The sequence below is a fragment of the Paenibacillus sp. FSL R5-0701 genome (assembly GCF_037973995.1).
Classification (GTDB): Bacteria; Bacillota; Bacilli; order Paenibacillales; family Paenibacillaceae; genus Paenibacillus.
The window spans coordinates 7,069,682-7,094,642 of the sequence record NZ_CP150230.1; the positions used below are offsets into that span (position 1 = coordinate 7,069,682).

General features: G+C 47.4%; 22 protein-coding genes. 4 read left to right on the forward strand and 18 right to left on the reverse strand.

The window, feature by feature from the left end; translation table 11 throughout:
• Positions 1-88: 88 nt before the first annotated feature.
• The 3 genes from MKZ13_RS31015 (at position 89) to MKZ13_RS31025 (ending at position 2,621) form a co-directional block, all read left to right on the forward strand.
• Positions 89-760, forward strand: a complete 672-nt coding sequence (locus MKZ13_RS31015; RefSeq protein WP_339185479.1) for a response regulator transcription factor — start codon at positions 89-91, stop codon at positions 758-760.
• Positions 757-2,172, forward strand: coding sequence for a HAMP domain-containing sensor histidine kinase (locus MKZ13_RS31020; RefSeq protein WP_339180865.1), 1,416 nt, complete (start codon positions 757-759; stop codon positions 2,170-2,172). The genes MKZ13_RS31015 and MKZ13_RS31020 overlap by 4 nt, the downstream gene beginning before the upstream one ends.
• 275 nt (positions 2,173-2,447) lie before the next feature.
• The gene (locus MKZ13_RS31025) at positions 2,448-2,621 is read left to right on the forward strand and encodes a recombinase family protein (RefSeq protein WP_339180867.1); all 174 of its coding nucleotides are present in this window, start codon (positions 2,448-2,450) and stop codon (positions 2,619-2,621) included.
• Between the two features lie 657 nt (positions 2,622-3,278).
• On the opposite strand, the gene rlmH is transcribed toward MKZ13_RS31025, so the two are convergent.
• The 4 genes from rlmH to MKZ13_RS31045 all read right to left on the reverse strand — a co-directional run bounded on the left by rlmH (position 3,279) and on the right by MKZ13_RS31045 (position 6,936).
• Positions 3,279-3,758 carry a 23S rRNA (pseudouridine(1915)-N(3))-methyltransferase RlmH gene (gene rlmH, locus MKZ13_RS31030; protein ID WP_076252167.1) on the reverse strand — a complete coding sequence of 160 codons (480 nt, stop codon included), beginning with the start codon at positions 3,756-3,758 and terminating at the stop codon, positions 3,279-3,281.
• A 674-nt stretch (positions 3,759-4,432) separates the two neighbouring features.
• A complete protein-coding gene (locus tag MKZ13_RS31035) occupies positions 4,433-4,600 on the reverse strand; it encodes a CxxH/CxxC protein (RefSeq protein ID WP_017691462.1) in 168 nt (55 codons plus the stop codon).
• A 236-nt stretch (positions 4,601-4,836) separates the two neighbouring features.
• The gene (locus MKZ13_RS31040) at positions 4,837-5,361 is read right to left on the reverse strand and encodes a hypothetical protein (protein WP_339180871.1); all 525 of its coding nucleotides are present in this window, start codon (positions 5,359-5,361) and stop codon (positions 4,837-4,839) included.
• A 297-nt stretch (positions 5,362-5,658) separates the two neighbouring features.
• On the reverse strand, positions 5,659-6,936 hold the full coding sequence (locus MKZ13_RS31045) for a trypsin-like peptidase domain-containing protein (protein ID WP_036611896.1): 1,278 nt from the start codon (positions 6,934-6,936) through the stop codon (positions 5,659-5,661).
• Positions 6,937-7,652: 716 nt separating this feature from the next.
• Here MKZ13_RS31045 and MKZ13_RS31050 point away from each other — a divergent pair.
• Positions 7,653-7,865, forward strand: coding sequence for a hypothetical protein (locus MKZ13_RS31050; RefSeq protein ID WP_036611899.1), 213 nt, complete (start codon positions 7,653-7,655; stop codon positions 7,863-7,865).
• On the opposite strand, the gene MKZ13_RS31055 is transcribed toward MKZ13_RS31050, so the two are convergent.
• From MKZ13_RS31055 to MKZ13_RS31120, 14 genes are all read right to left on the reverse strand, one after another.
• Entirely contained in the window at positions 7,834-8,640 is an 807-nt protein-coding gene (locus MKZ13_RS31055) for an MBL fold metallo-hydrolase (RefSeq protein WP_036671861.1), read from the reverse strand. The two genes, MKZ13_RS31050 and MKZ13_RS31055, sit on opposite strands and share 32 nt — an antisense overlap.
• A gap of 6 nt (positions 8,641-8,646) precedes the next feature.
• Positions 8,647-9,390 (reverse strand): two-component system regulatory protein YycI, encoded by a 744-nt coding sequence (gene yycI, locus MKZ13_RS31060; protein ID WP_036612041.1) that lies wholly within the window; start codon positions 9,388-9,390, stop codon positions 8,647-8,649.
• 235 nt (positions 9,391-9,625) lie between these two features.
• Entirely contained in the window at positions 9,626-10,906 is a 1,281-nt protein-coding gene (gene yycH / locus MKZ13_RS31065; protein ID WP_339180876.1) for a two-component system activity regulator YycH, read from the reverse strand.
• A complete protein-coding gene (gene walK, locus MKZ13_RS31070) occupies positions 10,890-12,740 on the reverse strand; it encodes a cell wall metabolism sensor histidine kinase WalK (RefSeq protein ID WP_339180879.1) in 1,851 nt (616 codons plus the stop codon). Before walK ends, yycH begins: the two co-directional genes overlap by 17 nt.
• Positions 12,740-13,462: a response regulator YycF gene (gene yycF / locus MKZ13_RS31075; RefSeq protein ID WP_017691453.1), complete on the reverse strand. Its 723-nt coding sequence runs from the start codon at positions 13,460-13,462 to the stop codon at positions 12,740-12,742. The genes walK and yycF overlap by 1 nt, the downstream gene beginning before the upstream one ends.
• Before the next feature lie 476 nt (positions 13,463-13,938).
• Complete coding sequence (locus MKZ13_RS31080) at positions 13,939-15,471, reverse strand: peptidoglycan DD-metalloendopeptidase family protein (protein WP_339180882.1); 1,533 nt, start codon at positions 15,469-15,471, stop codon at positions 13,939-13,941.
• 470 nt (positions 15,472-15,941) lie between these two features.
• Entirely contained in the window at positions 15,942-16,766 is an 825-nt protein-coding gene (locus MKZ13_RS31085; protein WP_339180884.1) for a class I SAM-dependent methyltransferase, read from the reverse strand.
• Positions 16,767-17,051: 285 nt separating this feature from the next.
• Positions 17,052-17,819, reverse strand: a complete 768-nt coding sequence (locus MKZ13_RS31090) for a hypothetical protein (RefSeq protein ID WP_339180885.1) — start codon at positions 17,817-17,819, stop codon at positions 17,052-17,054.
• Between the two features lie 222 nt (positions 17,820-18,041).
• The gene (locus MKZ13_RS31095; protein ID WP_036671866.1) at positions 18,042-19,328 is read right to left on the reverse strand and encodes an adenylosuccinate synthase; all 1,287 of its coding nucleotides are present in this window, start codon (positions 19,326-19,328) and stop codon (positions 18,042-18,044) included.
• Positions 19,329-19,773: 445 nt separating this feature from the next.
• On the reverse strand, positions 19,774-21,135 hold the full coding sequence (gene dnaB, locus MKZ13_RS31100; RefSeq protein WP_036611922.1) for a replicative DNA helicase: 1,362 nt from the start codon (positions 21,133-21,135) through the stop codon (positions 19,774-19,776).
• Between the two features lies 1 nt (position 21,136).
• The gene (gene rplI, locus MKZ13_RS31105) at positions 21,137-21,580 is read right to left on the reverse strand and encodes a 50S ribosomal protein L9 (protein WP_036611925.1); all 444 of its coding nucleotides are present in this window, start codon (positions 21,578-21,580) and stop codon (positions 21,137-21,139) included.
• Positions 21,577-23,568 (reverse strand): DHH family phosphoesterase, encoded by a 1,992-nt coding sequence (locus tag MKZ13_RS31110; protein ID WP_076216655.1) that lies wholly within the window; start codon positions 23,566-23,568, stop codon positions 21,577-21,579. The genes rplI and MKZ13_RS31110 overlap by 4 nt, the downstream gene beginning before the upstream one ends.
• 11 nt (positions 23,569-23,579) lie before the next feature.
• Positions 23,580-24,491 carry a DUF2232 domain-containing protein gene (locus MKZ13_RS31115; RefSeq protein ID WP_036612044.1) on the reverse strand — a complete coding sequence of 304 codons (912 nt, stop codon included), beginning with the start codon at positions 24,489-24,491 and terminating at the stop codon, positions 23,580-23,582.
• A 5-nt stretch (positions 24,492-24,496) separates the two neighbouring features.
• Positions 24,497-24,799, reverse strand: a complete 303-nt coding sequence (locus tag MKZ13_RS31120) for a MazG-like family protein (RefSeq protein WP_017691445.1) — start codon at positions 24,797-24,799, stop codon at positions 24,497-24,499.
• Between the last annotated feature and the right edge of the window lie 162 nt (positions 24,800-24,961).

Consider the following 24,961-nt stretch of genomic DNA (forward strand, 5'->3'; position numbering starts at 1 on the left):
CATTTATTATTGTTATCATTTGATCATCACCAAGATTGGTTTCATGTCACTTACAAAGGAGGAATGATCCACCATTAATCACATTTTAATTGTAGATGATGAACCCGAAATTCGTCAGCTCATTCGGATGCATTTAGAAAAAGTAGAACTGCAAGTCATTGAAGCCAGTTCAGGACGACAAGCGATACAATTATTCAGTAAGTATACGATCGAATTATTGATACTGGACCTCATGATGGATGATGGCAACGGGTTTGAGGTGCTTCAATATTTACGAGAAGCAAAGGCTGAATCGTTGGTAATTGCCCTGAGTGCAAGAAGAGAAGTGCAAGACAAAATCTTAACTCTCGGATTAGGTGCAGATGATTACGTCACTAAACCTTTTAGCCCAGTAGAATTGGTTGCTCGTGTGCAAGCACAGTTAAGAAGACATCGACCTTCTTCTTATACTGCTAAGCTTCTACGTTTAAATAAATTAGTACTAGATGTAGGTAATTATGTTTTGCAAAATGATGGAAAGTCATTTCATTTAACCCCGGTAGAATGCCGACTTCTAGAAATGTTCATGCAAAATCCAGACCGTATTTTGACTAAAAGGGAGATTTATAAGCAGGTGTGGAACCATGAGAACTTTGATGCAAACAATTTAAGTGTATTTATAAGCAGAATTCGAAGCATTCTTGAACCCACGGGGACCCCCTCTCATTACCTTCACAGCATACGTGGAGTCGGTTATAGATTCTCAGGTGATGGACAATGAAAAATCGAACAAAGCTTTGGCTACTTATGCTCATTAGTGCAAACGTTAGTATTCTTGTGTTTGCTTCTCTTAGCCTCATTATGGGAAAAATGGGAGATAAGGGTTATAATTTGAACAGCCTAAACGCCATCTCACAAGAAGTCCTTGATCCGATTGCAATGCATCAAGATTTTCGTATCCAAGACATAACGCAAATACTGGATAATGCTCATAGAAACCACCCTAATATTCGTTATGAATGGATTTCAGCAGATGGATTGACGATTTATGATACCTTCGGAGAAAAGAATACCTATGATTTCGGGCAGCTTGCAAATCGAATGCTCAGTATGCCTCAGAACCTATGGGGGGTCGATGAACCGATTACGCTTACTTACTCTATTAGCCAAGAGGATCAACCCTATTATCTATTGATGAGCTTATCCAGCCACGACATGAAAAATGGGCAAATTTACTTCTTCATGCGAACTTTTAAAGCCATGTCTACTTTTCTGCTACCGTTAATTGTTGCTTTATTAATTCCCTATCTGCTATCTCTAGGTTTTTTCTCTTCCATGAATAAACGAATTAGTAAGCTCAATCAGGCTATAGGACAGCTTAACCTCCAAAGTGAAATTACTGTATTAGAGGACACGAAAAAGGATGAAATTAGCCTACTCACTGCGCATTATAATACCATGGCACGCCGTATTCAAAATCAAGGCGAACAAATCAAGCAATTTGACACCAGACGAAATCTGTTGCTGTCTAATCTTTCCCATGATCTACGCACCCCTCTAACGATGATTTTAGGCTACGCAGAAACGATTCGTGCTGGATTGTATAAGGATGAGAAGGAGTTACAAGCGAGTGCCAAAGTTCTGCTACAGCGCTCTCGTTACATCGATAAGCTTTTAGATCAATTGTTAGATATTACTCGCCACGATGAGGGGAATTTAAAGCTTCATGTTGAAGTGCATAATGTATCTGAAATGATGCGAAAAATTGCTGCCGACTACCTGATGTTTCTTGAGGGACAGAACTTCACTGTTGAAGTAAATATCCCTGATGAGGATATCCAATCCTGGATTGATACCTCCCTAATCGAACGTGCGCTGCGAAACCTATTGGACAACGCGATTCGCTACGGATCAGAAGGTCATTATCTTGAAATCGGACTTTCGGAAAAGGTTGATACCATACTCATGACGGTTATCGATAAAGGACGCGGCATCTCCCTACAGGATCAAAAGCATGTTTTTGAACGTTTCTACCGTATCGATGACAGCAGAAAAGGCGAAGGACTCGGCATTGGACTTTCGATTGTCAAGGAAATCACCTCTCTCCATAATGGGTCAATTTCCTTGACGAGTGCCCCCTTTGAAAAAACAGTATTTGAGATTCAACTGCCAAAAATTCAGCGTGAACAGTAGTAACACTGAATTTTCACCTGCATCCAACCAACGTACCTAACTCCCCGGAGAGAGAACTATCCCCGCTCAAAATTTTTGGAACTCAAATTTCAATTAGCCTTAAATAACATAAAGAAAGTAATTGCATCTAATGGATATCTGATTTATCTTTCAGGAGAAGTTACTGTTCTCTTAAAGGCTCCTAGTAACAATACTGCGTCCAAATGAAATATACTGAGGCAGTAACTATCTTGCAAGAAAAGTCGATAATAGGTAGTCAAGGACGAACGACCACCATGGATAAGCTAACAAGCGTCGCCATTTATGCTAGGGTCAGTACCGAGGAGCAAGCAGAGTATGGTTACTCCATCGGCGCTCAGTTGGATACCCTGCGAAACTACTGTGCTCTTAACAATAAAAAATACTTGGGAGTACGCAGACAGAAGAATTGTCAGCGGAAAAGGCAGTAACAGACAGGATGCAGAACGTTCTAGCTAAGCCAACCCTTCTGAGGACAATAGTAAAAAGCGTAAACGTATGTAAGGCCGGACGTATCAAACTACTTCAAGACAGGCTTTCCAGTGTGAAGTCCCCAATTACCAAGTTGGAGGAGGGAAATTGAAAGTATCCTTCTCTATACAAGATGGATCAAATGGACCACGATCTGTTCGCCGAACACCTAAAAGACATAAATGGCTGAAGGGGCTCTCTCTGTTACGAGAAATCCCCTCAACTCAAGCAGAAGTTGAGCATTATTATTTCAGCTCTGGACCGTCCATCTAAAAGCAGATTTGCCTTGTTCCTTATTTCACTTGTAATACTAAAATGATCTGACTGAATGCTTGCCTTTAGCATTTCTACTTCCCAGCTGTTTTTGTCCACTTTCCTCAAATGCTCGGACTTCTGATAGTGAGCCCAATAGTCCTAATAAAATTCAACAAAGTTAGAAAGTCCTACTGATTTCCGCTCTCTCTAAATTGACGTCTACCATGACACCATCTCTCCTCTACTATTTGCAATTATAGTATCGCTCTAATAATTCTTATCGTTTGATATCACCTAAGCAATGGCATTTCCTCAGGGTGACCTTCCTTACCCTATAAGCGACTAAGACAAAATATTTCGCTCTACTTGTGATACGGTTCATTCCGATTTATCTTCACCGCGCGATAAATCTGCTCCACCAACACCAGCCGCATAAGCTGATGCGGCAGGGTCATGCGCCCGAAGCTCAAGCGCTGCTTCGCGCGGCGCAACACCTCATCGGAGAGCCCATGGCTTCCTCCGATGACAAACACGACATGGCTCGTCCCATACGTGCCGAGCTTGTCGATCTCCAATGCCAGCTCCTCAGAACTCCAGAGCTGGCCGTCCAGTGCGAGCGCGACCACGTGCGCCTCGCTCTTCACATGCGCGAGGATGCGTTCGCCCTCGCGCTCTTTTACCGCCCGAACCTCAGCTTCGCTCAGGGTATCGGGCGCCTTTTCGTCTGCCACCTCGATCATCTGAAACTTGATGTACGGGGCGAGCCGCTTGGCATATTCCTGAATGCCCAGCGTCAGATATTTTTCCTTCAATTTGCCTACGCCAATAATCTGAATAAACATAACAACCCATTCCTCCTAAATTGTCTTGCGAGATATTCTATAAGTAAGATGCTTCATCGCATCGTTCGTTCCAACTGTATTATACCTATACTACACACTTCTCCAAATTCTAACGAACCCCACACACCTTAATCAGCCCTATTTCGACTCTTTTAAAATCTAACGAATCTGAAACACGCTATTCGGCACCCACCGAGCGCTTCCCACCTCTTTCGAAGTCTCTTCAGTAATATAACGTGTCTACGATTCGTTAGATTTCAACCAGGCGGTATTTGCCCAAATTCGTTAGAGCTACTCGGTCAAGCCAAGCCACGCCACGCCTCCGTATCTACCCACATCGCTGTCACATAACTTCACTTTCCCCGTACCCGGGTGGCATCCATTTCTATTAACTACTTACTTTGTACTTTCGATACGACCTGGTTCACTTCCAACTCAGAACTCAGCACCTACCTACCTTAATCTTCTCCTACTATCCTCTACTCCAACGCCAGCCCCTAAAGCCTCGCCCAGCTCCACACAGCCTACTAACCACACCAATTCCCCCCACAAACACAAAAAGAGCGCTCATCACGCTCTCCTTGGCTTCTTGCTGTGATGTTCATACCGGATGGAAAGTCAGCCCGAAGCGCCACCTTAAGTCACGCCTCCAGCCGTCTAAGTCCTACAGTACGCTAAACGACGAGGAATTCCGCGTGCTGTTCGCACTCGGCACATTTCGCAGGCGGGTCCCAGTCGGCAAATTCCGTCTCCTTCAGATCAACGATATCTGGAGCGTCCTCATACTCATCGACAAACATGTCGATGGCAATGTCCACGTGTTCTTTGCATACAACGTACATCCGTTAAGCATCCTTTCTGTAACCAGCTATGTTCCCGATTCACAACCGCGTATCCCATTACAGGATAGCCACTTCTCAGTTCTATCACACCTGCCACCGAAAAGAAACCCCCAGCCCTAATTTATCGTGCCCAACCTCCACCAAACCTCTCCTTGCAGCAAAAATAAACAACAAAAAACATCCCTTCCGGATACCTCCACGGTACCACGAAAAGAATGCTCCTTAATCCACGCTTTTCACTTCAATCCTGACTGCGCCTTCGTCAACAGCTTCCCGCCTTGAAAAGCAATAACCGCATTGGCACCATTGCCGGCTGTGCCTTTATAGTTGTACACCACCATATTCTCCGCTTCACTCAGCGCTTCACCTTCGCCGCCAAGGATCTCGATGACATCTCCCACCGACATGCCAACCTCAAGCTTCTCATACTGGGCAAAGGTAATCAGCACCCCATCGCCTTTCCCCGCCGATCCGTTGTTTCCCGATGTTACAGGCGTTTGGCCACCAGCCTCACCTACCGCAATCACATTTGTACTCAACTCATTCAACTTGGTCTCAAGTGCTGCGATCTTTTGCTCCTGCTCAACGCTCTTGGCTCCCTGATCCAATAGTTTCTTCTCAAGCCCTGCAATCTTCTCTTGCAGAGCACTTGTATCTACAGATGCTCCTGTCGTAGCTACCTCAGATCCACAGGCCGACAGCACAAACAGCGACAGCGCCAAGCTCGTTCCCCCAAGCATCTTTTTCTTCAAATGTTTCATCAAAAATACCCCTTCCATTCTGAAATAAAATCAGATCGACAAACAGATGTTTGCATCAGCGACCGTCTCCAACATATTGACAACAGTTTACCACAGCCCTAGTCTTATGTATCTGCTTCTTTGGCTCCGGGTCTAACTGATCATGAGAATATAAAAATGGTTGATCTACTCATTTACTGTCGAACGAGCACATCCACCCATAATAACTAAAAAAGAGTGGTCAGTTGATCTGATCACTCTTCTAGCATTCCCTATTTCAATCCACGCAACAGTATGGGCTCGCTCGTTGATCTTCCCTTACTCCGGTTTATCCGTCAGCTTCACTGATACTTTCTCCGCTTTGCCATCCCGGTAGAAGGTCACTTCAATGGTATCTCCAATCTTCTTCTCATCGTACAGATACTTCCGTAGATCCAGCGTGGAGGTGATTTTTTGCCCGTCAAATTCCGTAATGACATCATTCAGCTTCATACCTGCTTCGGATGCCGGACCGGATGCTTCCAGCACAACCACACCGCTATCCACATGAGATGGCAGCTTCAGATCCTTACGTTGCTCGTCATCCAATGGTGCATAAGGGTTGCTCAGATCAACCGTGTACACGCCCAGGTATGGACGAGATACTTTGCCGTTCAGTAGCAGGGAATCTACCGTTTTCATCACTTCGTTCATCGGAATCGCGAAGCCGAGACCTTCAACGCCCGTATCCGAGATCTTCATCGTGTTGATGCCGACCACTTTGCCGTTCAGATCGACCAAAGCACCGCCGCTATTACCTTCATTAATCGCCGCATCCGTCTGGATCACGTTTTGCTCCCAGTCGTACACTCCGTCCTGATTAATCGATACCGGTAGAATACGATCCGTGTAACTGACAATACCGGATGTCAGGGTACCGCCCAGACCGAGCGGGTTCCCGATCGCCAGCACCGTTTGACCGCGCTGAAGTTTGCTGGAATCGCCAATCTCCGCGACTGCTCCCAGCCCTTTATCTTCTGCGGATAGTACAGCAATGTCACTTACACGGTCTTTACCGACCAGCTTTGCCTTATGTGTCTCCCCATCTACGGTCACAATCTCCAGATCACTCGCACCCTCCACAACGTGGTGGTTGGTCATAATATAAGCCTTGCCATCTTCCTTCTTGAAAATGACCCCTGAGCCCAGCGCCGAATCTTCCATCGATAGACTGCTACCCGTTTTATGGTTCACAATGCTCACCACGGAAGGACGAACATGGGCTGCTGCTTGGATAATCCGGTCGTATGGATCAGCTGCCTGCGCTGTCTGTGCACCGCCTCCACCACCATTACCTGTAGCATTAGCCAGCGGTAACGAAGCAGGCTGTGTGATGAAGCTAAACAGCATGACGGTCACGATGGAGCTGATCACCGAGCTAATCACAGCTACCTTCACTGTGGAACTGATTCCCGTTCGCGATCTGCGCGGATTGCTCCAGCGGTCACGTCCACGTGCTCTGCCTCCAGGGCGGATGATCTGAAGTTTGCCTTTCTGTTCAGGTTCGGCGCGTCTTGATACTTTGGTTGAATAAAAATCGTCTCCAAACAATCCCATCGTGATCCTCTCCCCTTCGTTGTCACGCATCAAGACCCTGACTGCCGCCTAAGTTGTCGCATGGATCAACGATGGAGTTCTCACATACACCACTCCGCCAACAGACGAACCTTCCGATCGCTGTTACTCACAAATTTTTTTGATCCCCTCTTCCAAGGTGAAAATTTGTTCCTAAAGGCGAACACTCTGTTTCTTCAGGTTTCTTCTGTCGTCTTCGTTACGTGAAGACCCCAACGGTTTCCCATGCTTTTTTGCAATTTTATAAAATGGTCTTGCATATCGCCGCATCCCGGCATCAAATCAAGATACAGCGTCTATGTACAACAGAACGGACACGCCATTCTGTCAGTGACTCTATCAATCATGCTCTCGCATTCTATGACATGCCATTTCACACGCAAAACAGCCAAAATCACAATGCTCCTCATATACTAAACACGTCAAATCACAAAAAGTTGCATATTTACGAAAATTAAAGCAAATTTCCGCTATAACGCGCTTAACAATAAAGGTCCATAGTATCTATCACCACAAAATCCGGTCCGCTAAGCGCCATTTTGGCAAATTTGAAGAACTTTTTCACCCCTGCATAGTCACAGGTTCAGCATACACGTCTCATCACACAAATGTTAGCGGCAAAAAGAGGAATGTTTTCCACCAAGCCTGACTACAATAATAGTAAAAGACAATTCGAAGCTTCATAGAGGAGGATATATATGGATCGCACACGTACACTCACAGCCATGGATGAAGTTCATATGGCGGCCAAGCTGGCCGATCTCAAGGAAGAACACTATCGCAATACCCTTGCACTCAGTACCATCATTGAACTGCTTATTGATAAAGGCATTCTGACCCGCGAGGAAGTCGAGCGCAAAGCCGCTGAACTCGACAGCTTTATGGCTCACCCACCCTATCCCATGGCGTAGGACGGTCGTAATACGTATCACAGAGTTTGAACTCATGATCCCGATAAAAGCATCCACGGCTCTCCATTGCGTCGCGCACCGACATTTTCGCCAAGTCCATCATATTATGATCTCGGCTAAGATGTGCCAGATACGTGCGCTTGATGCGTCCGTTCATCAGTTCACTAAGCGCTGCACCTGCTGCTTCGTTCGACAAATGCCCAATGTCGCTCAAAATCCGGCGCTTGGTGTTCCATGGATAACGCCCCATACGCAGCAATTCGACATCATGATTCGCCTCCAGCACCAGCACGTCAGAATCAGAGATGGCATCGCGAACCTTGTCGCTCATGTACCCAAGATCGGTTGCAACAGACAGCTTCTCCGTACCATCATCGAATGTGTAGCCTACCGGCTCCGCTGCATCATGCGAGATCCCGAAGGATTCCACGCGCAGTGACCCAAAATCATGTTTCTCACCTGTCTCAAATACCCTCCGGTTTTCCTCTGGAATCGCCCCAACCGACTTCTCCAGTGCCGCCCACGTATTCAGATTCGCGTAGATTGGTAAATTATATTTCCGAGACATCGCGCCTAGTCCTTTAATGTGATCGGAATGTTCATGTGTAACCAGAATTCCGTCCAATTCTGCCCCAGAAATCTCCCTTTCCTGAAACAGTGCATCCAATCGCTTCGCACTAAGACCCGCGTCAATCATGAGAGAGGTACCCCCATGCTGTATGACTGTGGCATTACCTGTCGAACCGCTGGATAACACGGTAAAATATATCCCCATAACGCATTACTCCCCTGGTTTGTCTGTCTTGGGACTGAATACATCCCCACTGATGCCCTGCACGTACAACACTTCGCCACTTTCCAGCACGAACCGCCATGCCGGCATCGCTACCTGTATATCTGAATTGAACAACTGGCCGTAATAGCCCAGCTGAATATCTTTGACAATTGCATCATTTGGCAAAAAGTTCTCGATCAGCGTTCCCAGCGCCTTCGACGCCGGAAGTACCTGCTGATCGCTCTCCTCTGCGGTTGTAATCCGCACTGGAGTTTGACGGTAACCCGTTATTTTCTGGTCGCTGTAGAATAGCTCCAGACTCACATTGAAGAGCGGCCATTTGCCATCCACCAGTGGGTGAAGCACAAAAGCCCCATCCTCGGCCATCAGCTGATCCAGCCGGTATGTCCCAATCTGTGGAATCTCACGCTCTAATGCATCTTCCAGCTCACTCTGCGAGAAGATCAGCTTGCTATCTACAGGCTGTTCCAGTTCCATATCCACACCAGCCTTGTCCTCTTCAATGAACTCATAGGACAACTTTGGCAGCTTCGGCGTTTCATTTGGAATCGGAGCCAGCACCTGAATGCCCTTCTCTTCCATCGCCTGCTGTGTATTATCTGCCAGTGAGGTGAAGTCCAGATTGGCTCCGGCTGTCTCCCGCGCATCCATCCAGATCTGGTATCCCAGCACCAGATTGAGCAGCAGAAAGGCATAGATCAACACATTTTTCGCCCGTCCCCAATCCAAAACATTCACCTCCGTCCATTTGATAAAAGCAACTAATATCACACTGGCCCACTCCGCGGTCAGAACAACCTTCCGATCGCTGTTATCCCCAGATTTCTTGATTCCCTTTTCCTAAGGGAGAAATCCGGCGATAAAGGCGAACGCTTCGCTTCTCCAGCTTTTTTCTGCCCTCTCCGTTATCGTGTGACCTTACACCTCGCTCGGATATCGAATGACTCCATTACCCTACAACCCATCAAGAAACGGTGGTTTCCTCCCCGTTTCCAAAGCGGATCACCCATACCGGGATCAGCTTGAGTCCGTCCTCAATCGAAGAAGGACGATATGCCGGGTACACGTCCACGACCTGGCGATTCTCACCTGCGACCTTTTTAATAAGAGCCTTCAGCTTTTCTCCACCAGGCAACTTCACCGATTTCTTCGTCTCTGCACCTTCGTTCAGGTATTCCAGCGATCGTTCATAACTAGATACCGTCTCCTGCTGCATCTCCATGCTGATCGTGCCAAAGCGGAACTGCATGGAATCCATAATCGGATAGCTGCCATAATACTGCTGGAATTCAAGCTGTGTCTTGCTATCGGCGGTCTCCAGCATCATGCGTGACCGGCCTTTCCAGCCACCATGCTGATTCACAAAATCAACCGCAGACAGCGCATCCTTCGCAGGATCAATCTGTCCCGCAGGCGGTGCCGCCGGATCGGTGTAACTGATCCAGCGTTGTTCCTGCTTAACTTGCAGACTACGTTTACTGTCCGTGTAGATTTCCGATCCATCTTTTTCCCGTATGTTCCGGGTCATACTTGGATCGAAGAAAAGACTACGCTGCATCTGCTCAACCGTGAACTGACCTGTTGGTACATCCGCCTCAATCGTCTCCAGAGCTTCCGCCGGGATATAATACCCGCCATCCATCAAGGTATATGGCGTCCAGTTCGTACCAAAATCAACATGCTGCTGCACGTCTTGCACTGTCAGGTCTGCCTGCGTTGCTTCGTATACCACGTCTCCCTTGGCGCTGAAGAACAGCGCATGGGCCTTCGTTTCATTTTTGGACGTATAGATAGAAATTCGGTTAATGGTCTCCCCTTGGAACAAGGAATCCGTCCCAAGCCTCATCACCCGCTGTAACAATGCTACGGGAATACCTTCTTTGAACGATAGCTCAAACCCAGGGTTCTCCTTGCGAATCTGATCCCAGTTCACCGATTGCACACTGCGGCGCTGAAAATCATCGAACGCACGCCCCTGTAACCTTGAATAGATCAACTGATAGAACGTATTGCCAGGGTAAAACACCGTATGTTTATCCTCACCCAGATGAATAACCATCTGATCGGGGAAGATCAATTCTTCAATATTACGTTCCTGACCCATATTTTCCGTCTTCACATAGTTCGTCTCTGACGTCACAATGGAATCTCCGCCTCCGGGCAAACGGTAGATCAGAAAATAACTCTGAACCAGACTGGCCACAACAAGGGCAGCAAGCACCAAGGATTTAATCCGTTCCTTCACGGTGCTCACCCCCTTTCTCACGCATCGGCAGTGTGAACGTTACTGTCGTTCCCACATCTACTTCAGACTCCAAAGAGATGCTTCCATCATGTGCTTTCACAATTTCCCGGGCAATGGACAGTCCTAGCCCTGTGCCTCCCATACTGCGAGAACGAGCCTTGTCCACCCGATAAAACCGCTCAAAAATGCGATCCAAATCGCGCTGTGGGATACCCATTCCGGTATCCGATACCGAGATGGCAAGTGTGTGTTCATCACTGCGTCTAGCCGCAATCGTAATGGTGCCGCCTTCCAATGTATATTTCAGCGCATTGGACACGACATTATCCAGCACCTGATCAATCTGGTCGCGATCCAGCGGAACAGCCGGAATATCATTCTCTACAGACAGCACAGGCTGAATATCCTTCTGATGCATCTGGAACGAGAATCGATCCGTCACTTCCTCCAGCATTTCCAGGATGTCTGTTGGCTGTTTACGTAGCAAAGCCTCTTTGGAATCAAGCCGCGATAGATGCAGCAGATCCGTAACCAGTCGTATCATTCGCTCTGTCTCGTTCTGAATAACACCAACGAAACGACCGGCAAGCTGCGGATCTTCCAGTGCACCGTCATCCAGTGCTTCCGCGTAACTCTTGATCGTAGTCAGTGGTGTACGCAGTTCATGGGAAACATTGGCTACGAATTCACGACGGGATGCCTCAAGCTCTTCCTGCTCGGTAACATCCTGAAGTACGGCAATCGTTCCCGTGATCCCCCGTTCACGCCGATGAACCGGTGTGAACGTCATCCGAATGACCACAGGTTCTTCTTGTCCTGCGGGTGCAATCTGCAGCAAAGTTGAACCTGTGAAACCACTCGCAAGGGCTTCCGCATCCTCCGGATCAATGCCGAGTAATATAGCGAAGTGTCTTCCTTCAATATCCGCAGGATGCATACCCAGAATGCTGCTGGCACGACGGTTTACGAGAATGACTTTACCGTACTCATCCGTAGCCACCACACCATCACTCATATTGGTCAGAATGGAGGTTAACTTCTCCTTCTCCTCTTCATTCTGGGAGAGTGCATCCCGAAGCCTACTGGTCATATAGTTAAAAGCCCGACTGAGCTGACCAATCTCATCCGTGCCAAATACAGGTGTCTGCTGATCGAAGTTACCTTCTGCGACCGCTGTCGCTCTCCGCGTCACTTCCTTAATCGGCTGCGTTATCGTATGGGACAAAATCACGCCAAGCACCGCCGTTAACACCAAGGCAATCAGAATGCCGGAGATAAAGATTTTGTTGATTCCCTCCATCGTGGAATACAGCTCGTTCATGGATGCCGCGATGTAGACCGCGCCAATGATCTTGCCGCCGGACAGCACCGGCTTGGCGACGACCTTTTTGCGAACATTATCCTCGTCCACGATATATTCCTCATTGTCCCGAATGCCTTGCAGCGCACGGCTGACGACGGTCTGGGTGTTTTTGCGACCCACATAATCCGAATGTGAACTTAGCGAGGTGGTGAGTACCTTGCCGCTGGCATCGAGCACCTGAATCTCGGCACCGTTAATGTTGAACAGGTTGTTCACCAGCACACGTAGATTTTCCGTTTTGTCCTCGCCCGCCTCTGCTTCTCCACCCGCCATTGTCTCGCCCACGAGAACCGACAGCATTTCTGCACGTGCCTGCAAGTCTTCCGTAAAGTTGCTCGTTAGTGAGTTCTTCATCGCGCTCACAAAATAAACGCCGATCAATTGCATCGCAATCAGAATCAGCAGTACATAGATAATGATCAATTTCGCCTGAATCGTTCGGAAGAACGAGAATCGCGCGAATCGGCCCATTATATCCCCACGCTTTTGGCACTGCGCACGAGATAACCGAGCCCGCGGCGTGTCAGAATCGTTTCCGGTTTGCTTGGATTCTCCTCAATCTTCTCACGCAGACGACGAATCGTAACATCCACGGTGCGTACATCGCCGAAATATTCATATCCCCACACCGCTTGCAGCAGATGTTCCCGTGTCATAACCTTGCCGGAATGCTTCGCCATATAATAGAGAAGTTCGTATTCACGGTGGGTCAGATCAAGCGGTTCTCCGCCTTTATAAGCCGTATACATGTCCATATCAAACGCCAGATCAAACAGCCGCATGACCTGCTTCTCTTCGTCTTCGTGCGCTTCTGCCGTAATCGCAAGCTTTTGCCGTCTGCGCATCTGTGCCTTCACCCGTGCAAGCAGCTCACGCGTACTGAATGGCTTCGTCACGTAATCATCCGCACCCAATTCCAGACCAAGCACCTTGTCGATCTCGCCATCCTTGGCGGTAAGCATAATGATCGGCATCTCCAGATGAGCGCGCACCTCACGACAGACATCCATACCGTCCTTGCCCGGGAGCATCAGATCCAGCAGCATCAGATCCGGTTTCTCGGATAACGCCAGTTCAACCGCACGAATGCCATCAAATGCACAGATGACCTCGTACCCCTCTTTTTCCAAATTAAACTTCAGAATGTCCGCGATGGGCTGTTCATCGTCCACCACCAAAATCTTCCCCTGCATCGGCTAAGTTCACCCCTATATCCTGCTTAATCCGCGTTAGCGTTTATATCTCTTTTCTATGTTTAGCTTGTACCAAGCCTGCTTGATTGGTTTCTCTAATATAAGTTGAACTAAAGAATATTTACTCTCATACTACGATGACAGAACAACCTTCCAATCGCTGTTATCCCCAGATTTTTTCGATTCCCTTTTCTCAAGGGAAAATCCGGGGATAGCGTATGCTTCCGATGCAGCTTTCTTTCAGAAAGCTTTTAGGCGAACGCTTCGCTTTTTCAGGTTTTTTCTGTCCTCTCCGTTATCGTAAAAATAATTAGTTCAACTTATATAGCTTGTTGTTTATATTCTCTAGTTTAACATACCTGAAGCACCGTCACATCCCGATCAGGGGCTTGGAAGGTCTTTCATCTGAAAATTTTTTACAGCAGCAAAAAACAAGGCCAGCATTATAGCCAACCTTGCTCTACTTAAGCTCTATATTAGTTCAGATACGTTAACGGATTTTCTACCGTTCCATTCTTAATAATCTCAAAATGCAGATGTGTTCCAGTCGAACGACCCGTGTTGCCCATAACGCCGATACTCTCGCCTTTTTCAACCACTTGTCCAACCTTAACGCCAATGCTGTTCAAATGTCCATACAGTGTTTCGTATCCGTTACGGTGGTTAATAATGATGACATTACCATAGCCGCTTTTCTGTCCTGCAAAAGTAATTACACCCTCATCAGACGCTTTCACATCGCGGTTACCTACCAGATCGACACCTTTGTGCTGGCGACCCCAACGTTGTCCAAAGCTGCTGCTCATCGTTGCATTTGATACCGGCCAAGCAAATTCACCTGAGCCCTCACCAACAACTTTTGTTCCGCTAAGGACTACTTCAGTTACTGCTGTTTTAATCACTTCCTGACCAAGCCACTCTTCCTGAACCACTTCACCATTTTCTTTGGTTATACGGTACTGCATGCTTTTCAAGCCACTTTGTCCTGGGCGCACGACTTTTGTTGTACCTGCTTTCAACGCGTCACTTTTGCGCACTTCCACTTGCGGTTTGATCTCAATCTGTTCAACAACCTGCTCAACCGATTTAACGGTTACCGCCGGTTTCGGAACGGTCAAGGTCAGTTCGTCTCCGATTTGAAGCGACGTTTCCTTGATGCCCGGATTATGCTTACGAATCTCGCTTTGTGTAATTTCATACTTGGCAGCGATCGAAGAGATTGTATCTCCTTCACGAACCACATAAGTTACAGGCGCGTCTTTACCAACGGTTAATGCTTTAACCGCCTCGGACACATCCCATATTTTGTTTGGATCAGCCTTCACCACATCTGTCGCTACATCTTCCTTGATGCCTACCGATTTCAGGGTTGTGCTAGGTCCCTCCTCTTTCTTCGAGGAGTTAGCCGATACCGACTTCGTCTTCAGCGAACTTCGCACAGCCGATGCCGATATGTATTTGCTCTGCACTTGTTCCAGGATTGCATCCGCTGTTGCCTGATCCTTCACGATACCAATGACTTCACCGTCTACCTTGAGCTCCACACCTTTGGCGTAGGCTGTCAGCATGTCACCCAGTTTGTCCAGCGTCTCGTCACTGTTCACTTCAGGTTTGTACGCTCTTACCGTTTCGGTTGTGATGCCATCCGTGTTCAGCACCATCTCTGCATCCGGATATTTATGTTGATATTCCTCAGTTTTGTCTGTAAATAGTTGTTGTAATTGTGCCTCATCTGCAATGGTACCAATCTCGCTACCTTTAACCATTACTTTATAGTACGGTACGGTGTTTGCAGTAACATATTGTTTGCCTGCGAACCCAAGCGATACTGCGATGAATACACCACATGCTGCTGTAATGATCCATTTGCGCGAGGCCAGAACGCGCTTCTTATTCACACTGAAGGTGGACATGCTCATGTTGTTTTTGTCTTCGGCCGTCCGGTGTTCCCCGGATTGTTCGTGTACCCGGTCTTTGCCCGGTTGGCGTATGCCTCTGAAACCTTTCATGATTCTCTCCTTTTCAGCACTTCTCAGTTCGCATTTCTGTCAAGACATCACCCATCGTGTCTGTCCCATGCTCGTTGATACTTGTATTGGTTGTCCGCAAAATCGGACTTTAGCTGCGCTCTCAAAAGTGTCAAAATTTTAACCTTTTATCACACCCGTATACTTTAACACAGGTTTTACACTCATTTCAACTCTACACGTCACACCGCAAAGCCACGCCCCGCTTGGTTTCCCTTAATTACCCATAAGATAGTATGGCTGTTCCATCACCCATTATGCTTCAACATCCGCTGTACTATGTACTTTTGTTCGCAAATTAAGACTAGGTTCTAAGACCCAGTGAAATATGCTTTATTTTTCATAAAAATACAAATAAAATCCCTCACCAGATCAACTCTGATAAGGGATTACGTAAACAACCTGTTTGTGGTTTATCTTAAACTGGATTTCATCTCATGTCACAATAGAAATTAACCTTCATGTCTCGATTCTTTGGCTGCAAGAATTACAAATCGCTTCTGCTGTACTTCCCAGAATCCATTTTGCTCCATCTCCATATGAATATCCATTAACGGCTGACGGAACTGTTTTACCTTGAAATCAGGTACTTGCCACGGGATGGTCTTTAGATAATATACCAGTGCCCCTATATCATAGAAACGCTGCGCGGGAGTTGCTTCCCGTTGCTCCAGAATACGGAATCCACACTGTTCCAGCTGAAGAACAGCACGATCCAGCTCCCATCCAGCGTAATCCGCTGGCATAGGAATGCCGAGCCGATCATTGATCTCCCTGCAATCTGACCAACCTACCTGTTGAGTCAGAAACAGTCCACCTACCGATAGAATCCGCCTAACTTCCTGCTCATCATACGACTCATGCCGATTAAGAATCAGATCAAATTCCCCATCTGCGAAAGGAAGTTGTGAATCATCAGTCACTGGAAGCACCTTCACACCGAGCGGCTGTAAACGTTCCTCTGCAATCGGTATATTGGGGAGATAGCCTTCGGTCGCACATGTGTATGGAGGAAGGGGACAGAGCCTGGACAGCATTTCTCCTCCACCAGTCCCCATGTCGAGCATTCGTTCTGTTTGATTCAATAATCGGCGCGCCATCGTTCCATAGGACCAGGGCAACATTCCACTCTGAAGTCGCTCACTCCCTGTTACATAGCTAAAATCCCAGCCACTAAACGGCTGATCTGCTTCTTGCAGACCTTGCTCGTATCGCTCTTTAGCAGTCTCGGCAAACTTGTTTACTGACGGTTCTGACTTCGAATGATATAAGTTCATGTTCAATAAAACCTCCAATTAGTGAATTCATAAACACAGATACATCGTATCTCTTGAATGCACCCTATGAACGGAGGCCCCCGAATTGAACTAGAGGTTTCTGCAATTTTGCCTAAACGTTTTTATATGTCGTGTTCTTTCCCTTTATATTTCATACACTGTACCCTCCTATAGGCATTTCCAGTATTTATTTAAATAGATTATATTCAATAGTCATCGACAAGTCCAATACAGTATGAATCAGGCGTTACTCGTCTATGAGCACGCCTGTCTTCCCTGCCTATCTTATTCTGTCTGCAGTACTTCCATCAGATTGTCATACTCTTCACTGGTCAGGTACTTCGAGATCACCTGTTCAATCTCACGTAGTTCCTGTTCCGTTAGGCCACCTTCCATGGCACCTGAGATCTGTTGCATTTCTTTCTGCGGCAGCTTGTTCATGAGCAGGCTGAAGATTTTTTCTTTCTCCTCTGCTGGCAGCTTGTCCTTCGCTCCTGTAATGTCATCCGGTGATACAACAATGGCATCATTGCCTGTAGAAGCACCTCCGCTGGCCGCTCCGGTTCCATTACCTGAAGCTGAACCACTACCCTGATCTGTTCCTGAGTCATTACCCGTGCCCGTATTCGTCCCATTGCCTGCACTTGTGCCTGAATTTGATCCTACGGTCGTATCTGTACCTGAACCTTCCCCAGTGCCCTCGTTTGAGCCACTTCCTTGGGACGCATCGCTACCTGTATCTACGCCAGATTGACCGCTCTCCGTCCCATTCCCCATAACTGAAACAGCATCTTCCGGAACCTGCTCTTCGTCCGCTCCTGTCGGCTGATCTGTCGTCCCATTTCCTGATTTGTTCCCTTCACTGGTTTTACCGCCCAAGGCACCTTGGAACATGGTAGTTAACCCCGTGGGTTGACCTTCCCACTGAATATTGAAACTCGCGAGTAGCGACTTCGCATATGACTGTACAATTAATCCGGTCGTGAGCAGTGTCAGTGAACTGATCAGCAACACGGTTAGCACGATTTTGACAAACCACACAAGCAACTTCATTCCGTTCTCTCCCTCCGATTATCCCACCCGTCTAACATGCGCATGTCGGGGTCTGTGACTCTACTGTTAACCAGTATTGACGGAAATCTTGGGATTATATCCGAAAAACATACAAAAAACCTCCAGTCATCGCTATAAAAGCAACAACTGGAGGCTTAACATGCCTAAGTCGGCAGAGGATTCTATTTTATAATTCAAGAAACAATCTCTCTATTTCTTCGATTACTCGTAGATTGGAAGAACTTGATTTGTTTGCTCACGGTTACGACCAACGGAGAAGATGGCAATTGGAATGCCTGTCAGTTCGGAAACACGTTTTACATAATTCTGTGTGTTCACTGGCAGGTCTTCAAGTTTCTTAGCTCCAGTGATATCTTCGCTCCAACCTGGCATCTCTTCGTATACTGCTTCACATTCTGCCAGCATTTTGAGGCTTGCCGGATAGTGTGTGATGACCTCGCCGCGGAATTTGTATCCTGTGCAGATTTTTACAGTTTCCAGACCTGTCATTACGTCCAGAGAGTTCAGGGACAGACCTGTGATTCCACTGACACGACGCGCGTGGCGAACAACAACACTATCGAACCAACCTACACGACGTGGACGTCCAGTTACCGTACCATACTCATGTCCAGTCTCACGGATTTGGTCGCCGATTGCATCATGCAATTCCGTAGGGAATGGGCCATCTCCTACACGCGTTGTGTAAGCTTTCGCTACCCCAATGACTTGCTGAATACGAGCCGGGCCTACGCCAGAACCGATACATACGCCACCTGCGGACGGATTGGATGATGTAACAAATGGATAAGTTCCTTGATCAAGGTCCAACATAACGCCTTGTGCACCTTCAAACAATACTTTTTTGTCCTCATCAATATATTCGTTCAGAACAACGGATGTATCACGTACGTAAGGACGCAGAATTTCAGCATATCCGAGGTAATCTTGCAGAATCTCTTCCACATCAACAGGCTGTCCGCCGTAGACTTGCTCGATGACACGGTTCTTTTCTTTGACCAGATGACGCAGTTTCAGTTCGAAATCTTCAGCATCCAGCAGGTCAACCATCCGAATACCAATACGAGCTGATTTGTCCATGTAACATGGGCCAATTCCTTTGCCAGTCGTACCGATTTTATTCGGACCTTTGCTCTCTTCTTCGAGTGCATCCAACACCATGTGATATGGCAGGATGATATGTGCGCGCTCACTGATGGACAGGTTCTTCGTTGTGAAATCATTGTCATGAATATAGTTAATTTCTTCGATGAGTGCCTTCGGGTTGATAACCATTCCGTTACCAATAACACACGCTTTATCCGTGTAGAAAATCCCTGATGGAATCATCGTCAGTTTATATTTTTTGTTATCAATCAGAATTGTATGACCCGCATTGTTACCACCTTGATAACGAGCCACCACATCAGCGCTCTCCGCCAAATAATCCGTGATTTTACCTTTTCCTTCGTCTCCCCATTGCGTTCCCACTACAACTACCGTTGACATAGTTAACATTCCTCCGTGGGTGCCTTGCGCACCTTTGTATTGGTCTGTCCGTCCTCTATCCCGGCAGGCGTGTTACGCAAAAAACCGACTGAGAAGCGTGCTAACGGACAGTAAAAATGTCCTTCCGTTACATTCAAGGGAAGGTTTGCGCTGCTTTAACGCAGCAGTATTAGTGTACCAGTACCCTTTTTCAAAGTCAAATCAAATGGCGAACAATTAGATATAGTACAACCGTAATGTTCGGGATTTACCCATTATTTCAACACAAAAAACCGGAGACTTCAGTCCAAGCTTGCTTGACTGCTATCACCGGTTCAAGGATACCCATTTCAATGTGAATCTATATCTGGTATTTATAAGACCTGTTTGAGTTCAGTTGCTCTAATAGTTGATCTTCGGGACAAACGATTCTGGCTTCTTGATCGAAGCCGTCAGCACCTGCCCGTTACATCGCGAAGGCGTCATTGTGCGCCCTCTCGTAATTGACGAATTTATTAAAGTTTTTCAGGAAGACCAGTTCTACCGTACCTACCGGACCGTTACGCTGTTTAGCGATAATGATCTCAATAATATTTTTCTTCTCGGTCTCCTGGTTATAGTAGTCATCCCGGTACAGGAACGCTACGATGTCGGCATCTTGCTCGATCGAACCCGATTCCCGCAAGTCACTCATCATCGGACGTTTGTCCTGACGTTGCTCTACACCCCGGCTCAGCTGGGACAAGGCAATAACCGGAACTTCCAGTTCCCGGCCAATCTGTTTCAGTGTACGTGAAATCTCGGATACCTCTTGTTGACGGTTCTCCCCTGCTTTACCACGTCCACTAATCAGTTGAAGATAGTCGATCAGGATCATGCCAAGGCCTTTCTCTTTCTTCAGGCGACGGCATTTGGCACGAATATCCGCTACGGTAATCCCTGGCGTATCATCTATGAAGATGTTGGCTTCTGACAAAGCTGCAATACCCATCGTCAGCTTCTGCCAGTCTTCATCACCCTTGAAGTCACCCATACGCATCACGCTGGCATCCAGGTTGGCTTCCGCACAGATCATACGTTGCACCAGCTGGGCAGCTGACATCTCCAGACTGAAGATAGCTACCGTCTCCTGTGCCCGAATGGCTACGTTCTGAGCGATATTCAGGGCGAAGGCCGTCTTACCTACGGAAGGACGGGCCGCTACAATGATCAAGTCACTGCGCTGGAATCCGGCAGTCATCTTGTCCAGATCGATAAACCCGGACGGAATACCTGTCGTTGTACCCTTATTCTGATGAAGTGTTTCCACACGATCGAATACTTCCATCAGTACATCCTGAATGGCTATAAAACCACTACTGGAGCGACGGTTGGAGATCTCCAGAATGCGACGTTCAGCTTCTCCGAGCATCGCTGCAACATCTTCGCCGCCTGTGTATCCTTCGCTCACGATCTGGGTTGCCGTACGAATCAGGCGACGCAGCATCGATTTCTCTTCGATAATCTGAGCGTAATAGTCTACGTTCGCGGCTGTAGGTACACCATGGGCTAGTTTAGCCAGATAACTAACGCCCCCGATGTCCTCCAGCTCACCTTTATCCTTCAGAAGCGAAGTCAGTGTCACGAGGTCAATTGGTTGATTTCCCTCACCAAGCTGGATCATCGCTTCAAAGATTAATTGATGGGGCTTATCATAGAAATCCTCGGTTTGCACCCGTTCCATCGCTGTAATCAGGGCCTCGCCCTGCAACAGGATTGCACCCAGCACGGCCTGTTCGGCTTCCAGGTTCTGCGGGGGAATCCGGTCGAATAACATTTCTCCGCCCATCTTACTCTTCCGTTACCTGTACCTTCAAGGTTGCCTTCACTTCAGGGTGAACCTTGACAGTTACTTGTGTTACGCCGAGTGTACGAATAGGCTCGTCCAGCTCAATTTTGCGTTTGTCTACTTTCAGACCCTTTTTAGACAAAGCTTCTGCGATTTGTTTGCTGGTAATGGCGCCGAACAGACGACCACCTTCGCCGGACTTCGCTTTCAGTTCAGTCACTTCTGCTTCCAACTTTTTCGCAAGTGCTTCCGCTTCCGCTTTCTCTTCCTGTTTGAGTCTTTCCTCAGCCGCCTTCTGGTTGTCCAGTGTCTTCATGTTGCCGTCCGTTGCCAGACGTGCGATTCCCCGTGGCAATAAGAAGTTCTGTGCGTAACCCTCAGATACTTCTTTCACTTGCCCTTTCTTGCCTTGACCCTTCATATCTTTTATAAAAATGACTTTCATTCGAACAGCCCCTCTTCCTTTTCGATTTCAGCCAGTACGTTCGTCAGCCGTTTTTCTGCCTCTCCAAGCGTTCCTTCAAGCTGCACGGCAGCATTCGTCAAATGTCCGCCACCGCCCAGTCGTTCCATGACAACCTGAACATTCATGCGCCCCAGCGATCTCGCGCTGATGCCAATGAGTCCATCCGGACGCTCGCTTATAACAAATGAAGCGACCACGTCAGTCATGTTCAGCAATGTGTCCGCCACCTGGGCGATCATCATCTGTGAAATCTTGCTGCCAGGGTCTGTGACCGCCAGCGCAATGTTTCCATATACCATTTTAGCATGCTTTATGATTTCTGCCTTAGCAATATATTCTGACAGATCCTCTTTCATCAACCGCTGGATCATAATGGTGTCCGCACCGCTACGGCGCAGGAAGCCTGCCGCTTCGAACGTTCTGGACCCCGTGTGCAGTGCAAAATGCTTCGTATCCACCGTAATCCCGGCAAGTAAAGCCGTAGCTTCCAGCGGAGTGAATTGTACCTTATCATGAATGTATTGCAAGAGTTCGGTTACTAATTCGGCAGCAGAAGACGCATAAGGTTCCAGATAGATCAACACTGCGTCATTGATGAACTCTTCGCCGCGGCGATGGTGATCCACAACGACGACACGGGTAGCAGACTGTACCAGTTTCGGCTCCATGGTCATGGATGCCTTATGGGTATCTACTACCACCAGCAACGTGTGCTCGGTCATCATCTGGGTTGCTTGTTCCGGTGATACAAATGCTTTGGACAACTTCTCGTCCTTATTCACTTGCTCCATCATGCGTTCAATCGATGGATTAATTCCATCCAGAACAATCCGTGCTTCCACATTATACAGACTGGCCGCTTTCCACACTCCGATGGATGCGCCGATCGCGTCCATATCCGGTATTTTGTGCCCCATGATGAGCACCCGATCGCTCTCCTGCATAAGATCACGCAGCGCGTGTGCAATAACGCGGGCTCTTACCCGTGTCCGTTTCTCCACTGCGTTAGACTTACCGCCATAGAAAGACAGGCGTTGTCCGGACTTCACGGCAGCCTGATCACCACCACGTCCAAGCGCCATGTCCAGACTGGACTGTGCCAGTTCTCCCATCTCGCTGATGCTATCCGATCCAAACGCCAGTCCAACACTGAGTGTCATTGGCACTTTGAGATCAGCAGTCATCTCCCGAACTTCATCCAAAATGACAAATCGGCTCTGCTCCAGTTCCTGCAAAGACTTATGATTCAGCATCAACAGATAACGATCAGAAGACAGACGGCGCAGGTACACTTCGTACCGCTTGGCCCAAGACGTAATTTCGCTGGTCACTCGGGCAATCAGTGCTGTACGCTGTTGATCGTCCATGCCTTGGGCAGCCTCGTCCAGATTATCCAGAACGAGAATTCCCAACGCAAGGCGTTCATTTTCATATTTATCACGAAGAATGGCTAGCTCCGTAATCTCGTATACATATACATACCGCTCCTGCGGGTTATGAATAACTCCATAATGTCGATCATCCAACTGGAATTCGTCATGCAACTCCTTGGATGAATGTTCCTTCGTCCCATCCTTCTTCTCTTTAGGCTGAGGAAGTTTAGGAAACATATTAAGTAGCGGATTACCCACCATTGTCTTCTCCTGGAACATCTCCGCGACAAAGCGGTTATGCCACTCTACCGTACGATCTTCGCTGTACAACACAATTCCGAATGGAAGCATGCTGACCGCTTCCCCCTCCATCCGTTTGATCCGAATAGATAGGCCATTAATGTAGTCGTTAAGCTCACGGCGGAACGCGAGCTCCGCCTTAATCATGACGATTCCCAGCGCCGAAGCCAGTATCAGACTAATCAAACCAAGCGTCCAGTTATAAATGGTAACGAACATAACGAGCAACAGCAGCAGTATGAACGCCCATACGGTATAGTAGCCGTGCCAGCGTTTCTTCAGAAATTTAGGCATGACTCATCACCCTATCGTTTTGATTTCGATATTGCCTCACGAAGCGGGAACGCCAGATCGATAATTCCGATAATCCGAAGCGGACCAATGAAGAAAACCGCAGCCGCCAGGAAATATGGTATAACCGGATTCCATTTCTTTGTATGTGAGAGAAAGAAGAAGAAACCGATCGCTTGAATCATGAAGCCCAGATTAATTAACGGGGACAGATTCATGGCAATCATGGTCCAGTATGTTCCATCACTTTGTCTGGAGATCACTTCAATCAACAGAGCAAGGAAATAATACCAGATCAACGCACGCGGCATACGCCATTCTCTCGCTGGTGGAAGCTTCGATACCACCACACCCATCACGTTCAGAATCGGACGAGCAATGGCGTGTGTAATAAAGGCCATTACCATCGATGTAACAACGAGAGCAAACGGAATCATAAGCTGTGTCTGTTTGGCAACATCCTCGGTCATCTCAGGTGTCCATGCAAACCCGTTGATCATCTGATTCGATGTATTGGTTAACGGTTCAATGGTCAATTTGACGACATCTTCAATATAACTGGACAGGTCGAATTGGAAAATGACACTGCCGACTAAGAGCAACAACAAGTATTCTGCCAACATCATGCCACTTCCCGCCATCAGAGCGAACAGGGCCGATTTGCGTGTTTTATACGCGTGACCCATCACGATCGCAGGCAGGGTGAAGATGAGCAATAGTAACAGATAGATGGGGTGGAATACGACCAAAATAACGGCTACGGGCACGAGATGCCATATAAATGATTTTAAAGATAATGAAGCATACAAAATAACTCCCGGAATCATCATAAAAAATATGGCAAGTACCGATAAAGGAGTTAACAGCGAAAGTAGCAAGAGCAGATAGACTGCGCTCCAAACAGCTGATTTAAAGCTAAATTTCAACAAATTCACCTCTTACGCATATGATCTTCTAGCGCGGAAATATCCTGGTACCAGTCTTCAAGCTGGTGACCTTCCTGTTTATGCTTTTTCAACTTCTCAACTAGCAGTGCATCCAGATCCTTGAAAGGAATACCGAGCCTGCGGCCCAATATGTAACTACTCATAATCAAACTGGCAAGACTGTCCCCGATTCGAGTTGTACTGCCTTCCCATAACGCCTTGAATAATCGGGATACCTGATCAAGTACTTCGGTTTTCAGCCATTCAATCACTTTAGCGCGTTTGGCTACATCCAGTTCTTTAGGCATTTGGCGAAAGTCACTCTCCCCCGAAAAAGCTTTATTCTCGATTATAGCATAAAAAGAGGGCCCGCAAAATTACCCCAAAAAGCGGAGAAGTTCTCCGAAACTGATGTCAGGTACTTATGCGGAGTCCTCCGTACATCCTAGCGACCTATATATTTGTAAAAA

What these genes read in the sequence shown, in the direction of transcription:
- dnaB (WP_036611922.1), bottom strand. Translation starts at nt 21,135, where the DNA reads ATGGGCGGAGAAATGTTATTCGACCGGATTCCCCCGCAGAACCTGGAA.
- MKZ13_RS31090 (WP_339180885.1), bottom strand. Translation starts at nt 17,819, where the DNA reads ATGAAGTTGCTTGTGTGGTTTGTCAAAATCGTGCTAACCGTGTTGCTG.
- MKZ13_RS31110 (WP_076216655.1), bottom strand. Translation starts at nt 23,568, where the DNA reads ATGCCTAAATTTCTGAAGAAACGCTGGCACGGCTACTATACCGTATGG.
- walK (WP_339180879.1), bottom strand. Translation starts at nt 12,740, where the DNA reads ATGGGCCGATTCGCGCGATTCTCGTTCTTCCGAACGATTCAGGCGAAA.
- MKZ13_RS31120 (WP_017691445.1), bottom strand. Translation starts at nt 24,799, where the DNA reads ATGCCTAAAGAACTGGATGTAGCCAAACGCGCTAAAGTGATTGAATGG.
- rplI (WP_036611925.1), bottom strand. Translation starts at nt 21,580, where the DNA reads ATGAAAGTCATTTTTATAAAAGATATGAAGGGTCAAGGCAAGAAAGGG.
- MKZ13_RS31050 (WP_036611899.1), top strand. Translation starts at nt 7,653, where the DNA reads ATGGATCGCACACGTACACTCACAGCCATGGATGAAGTTCATATGGCG.
- MKZ13_RS31085 (WP_339180884.1), bottom strand. Translation starts at nt 16,766, where the DNA reads ATGAACTTATATCATTCGAAGTCAGAACCGTCAGTAAACAAGTTTGCC.
- yycF (WP_017691453.1), bottom strand. Translation starts at nt 13,462, where the DNA reads ATGCAGGGGAAGATTTTGGTGGTGGACGATGAACAGCCCATCGCGGAC.
- MKZ13_RS31055 (WP_036671861.1), bottom strand. Translation starts at nt 8,640, where the DNA reads ATGGGGATATATTTTACCGTGTTATCCAGCGGTTCGACAGGTAATGCC.
- rlmH (WP_076252167.1), bottom strand. Translation starts at nt 3,758, where the DNA reads ATGTTTATTCAGATTATTGGCGTAGGCAAATTGAAGGAAAAATATCTG.
- MKZ13_RS31025 (WP_339180867.1), top strand. Translation starts at nt 2,448, where the DNA reads ATGGATAAGCTAACAAGCGTCGCCATTTATGCTAGGGTCAGTACCGAG.
- MKZ13_RS31035 (WP_017691462.1), bottom strand. Translation starts at nt 4,600, where the DNA reads ATGTACGTTGTATGCAAAGAACACGTGGACATTGCCATCGACATGTTT.
- MKZ13_RS31040 (WP_339180871.1), bottom strand. Translation starts at nt 5,361, where the DNA reads ATGAAACATTTGAAGAAAAAGATGCTTGGGGGAACGAGCTTGGCGCTG.
- MKZ13_RS31095 (WP_036671866.1), bottom strand. Translation starts at nt 19,328, where the DNA reads ATGTCAACGGTAGTTGTAGTGGGAACGCAATGGGGAGACGAAGGAAAA.
- MKZ13_RS31080 (WP_339180882.1), bottom strand. Translation starts at nt 15,471, where the DNA reads ATGAAAGGTTTCAGAGGCATACGCCAACCGGGCAAAGACCGGGTACAC.
- MKZ13_RS31020 (WP_339180865.1), top strand. Translation starts at nt 757, where the DNA reads ATGAAAAATCGAACAAAGCTTTGGCTACTTATGCTCATTAGTGCAAAC.
- MKZ13_RS31045 (WP_036611896.1), bottom strand. Translation starts at nt 6,936, where the DNA reads ATGGGATTGTTTGGAGACGATTTTTATTCAACCAAAGTATCAAGACGC.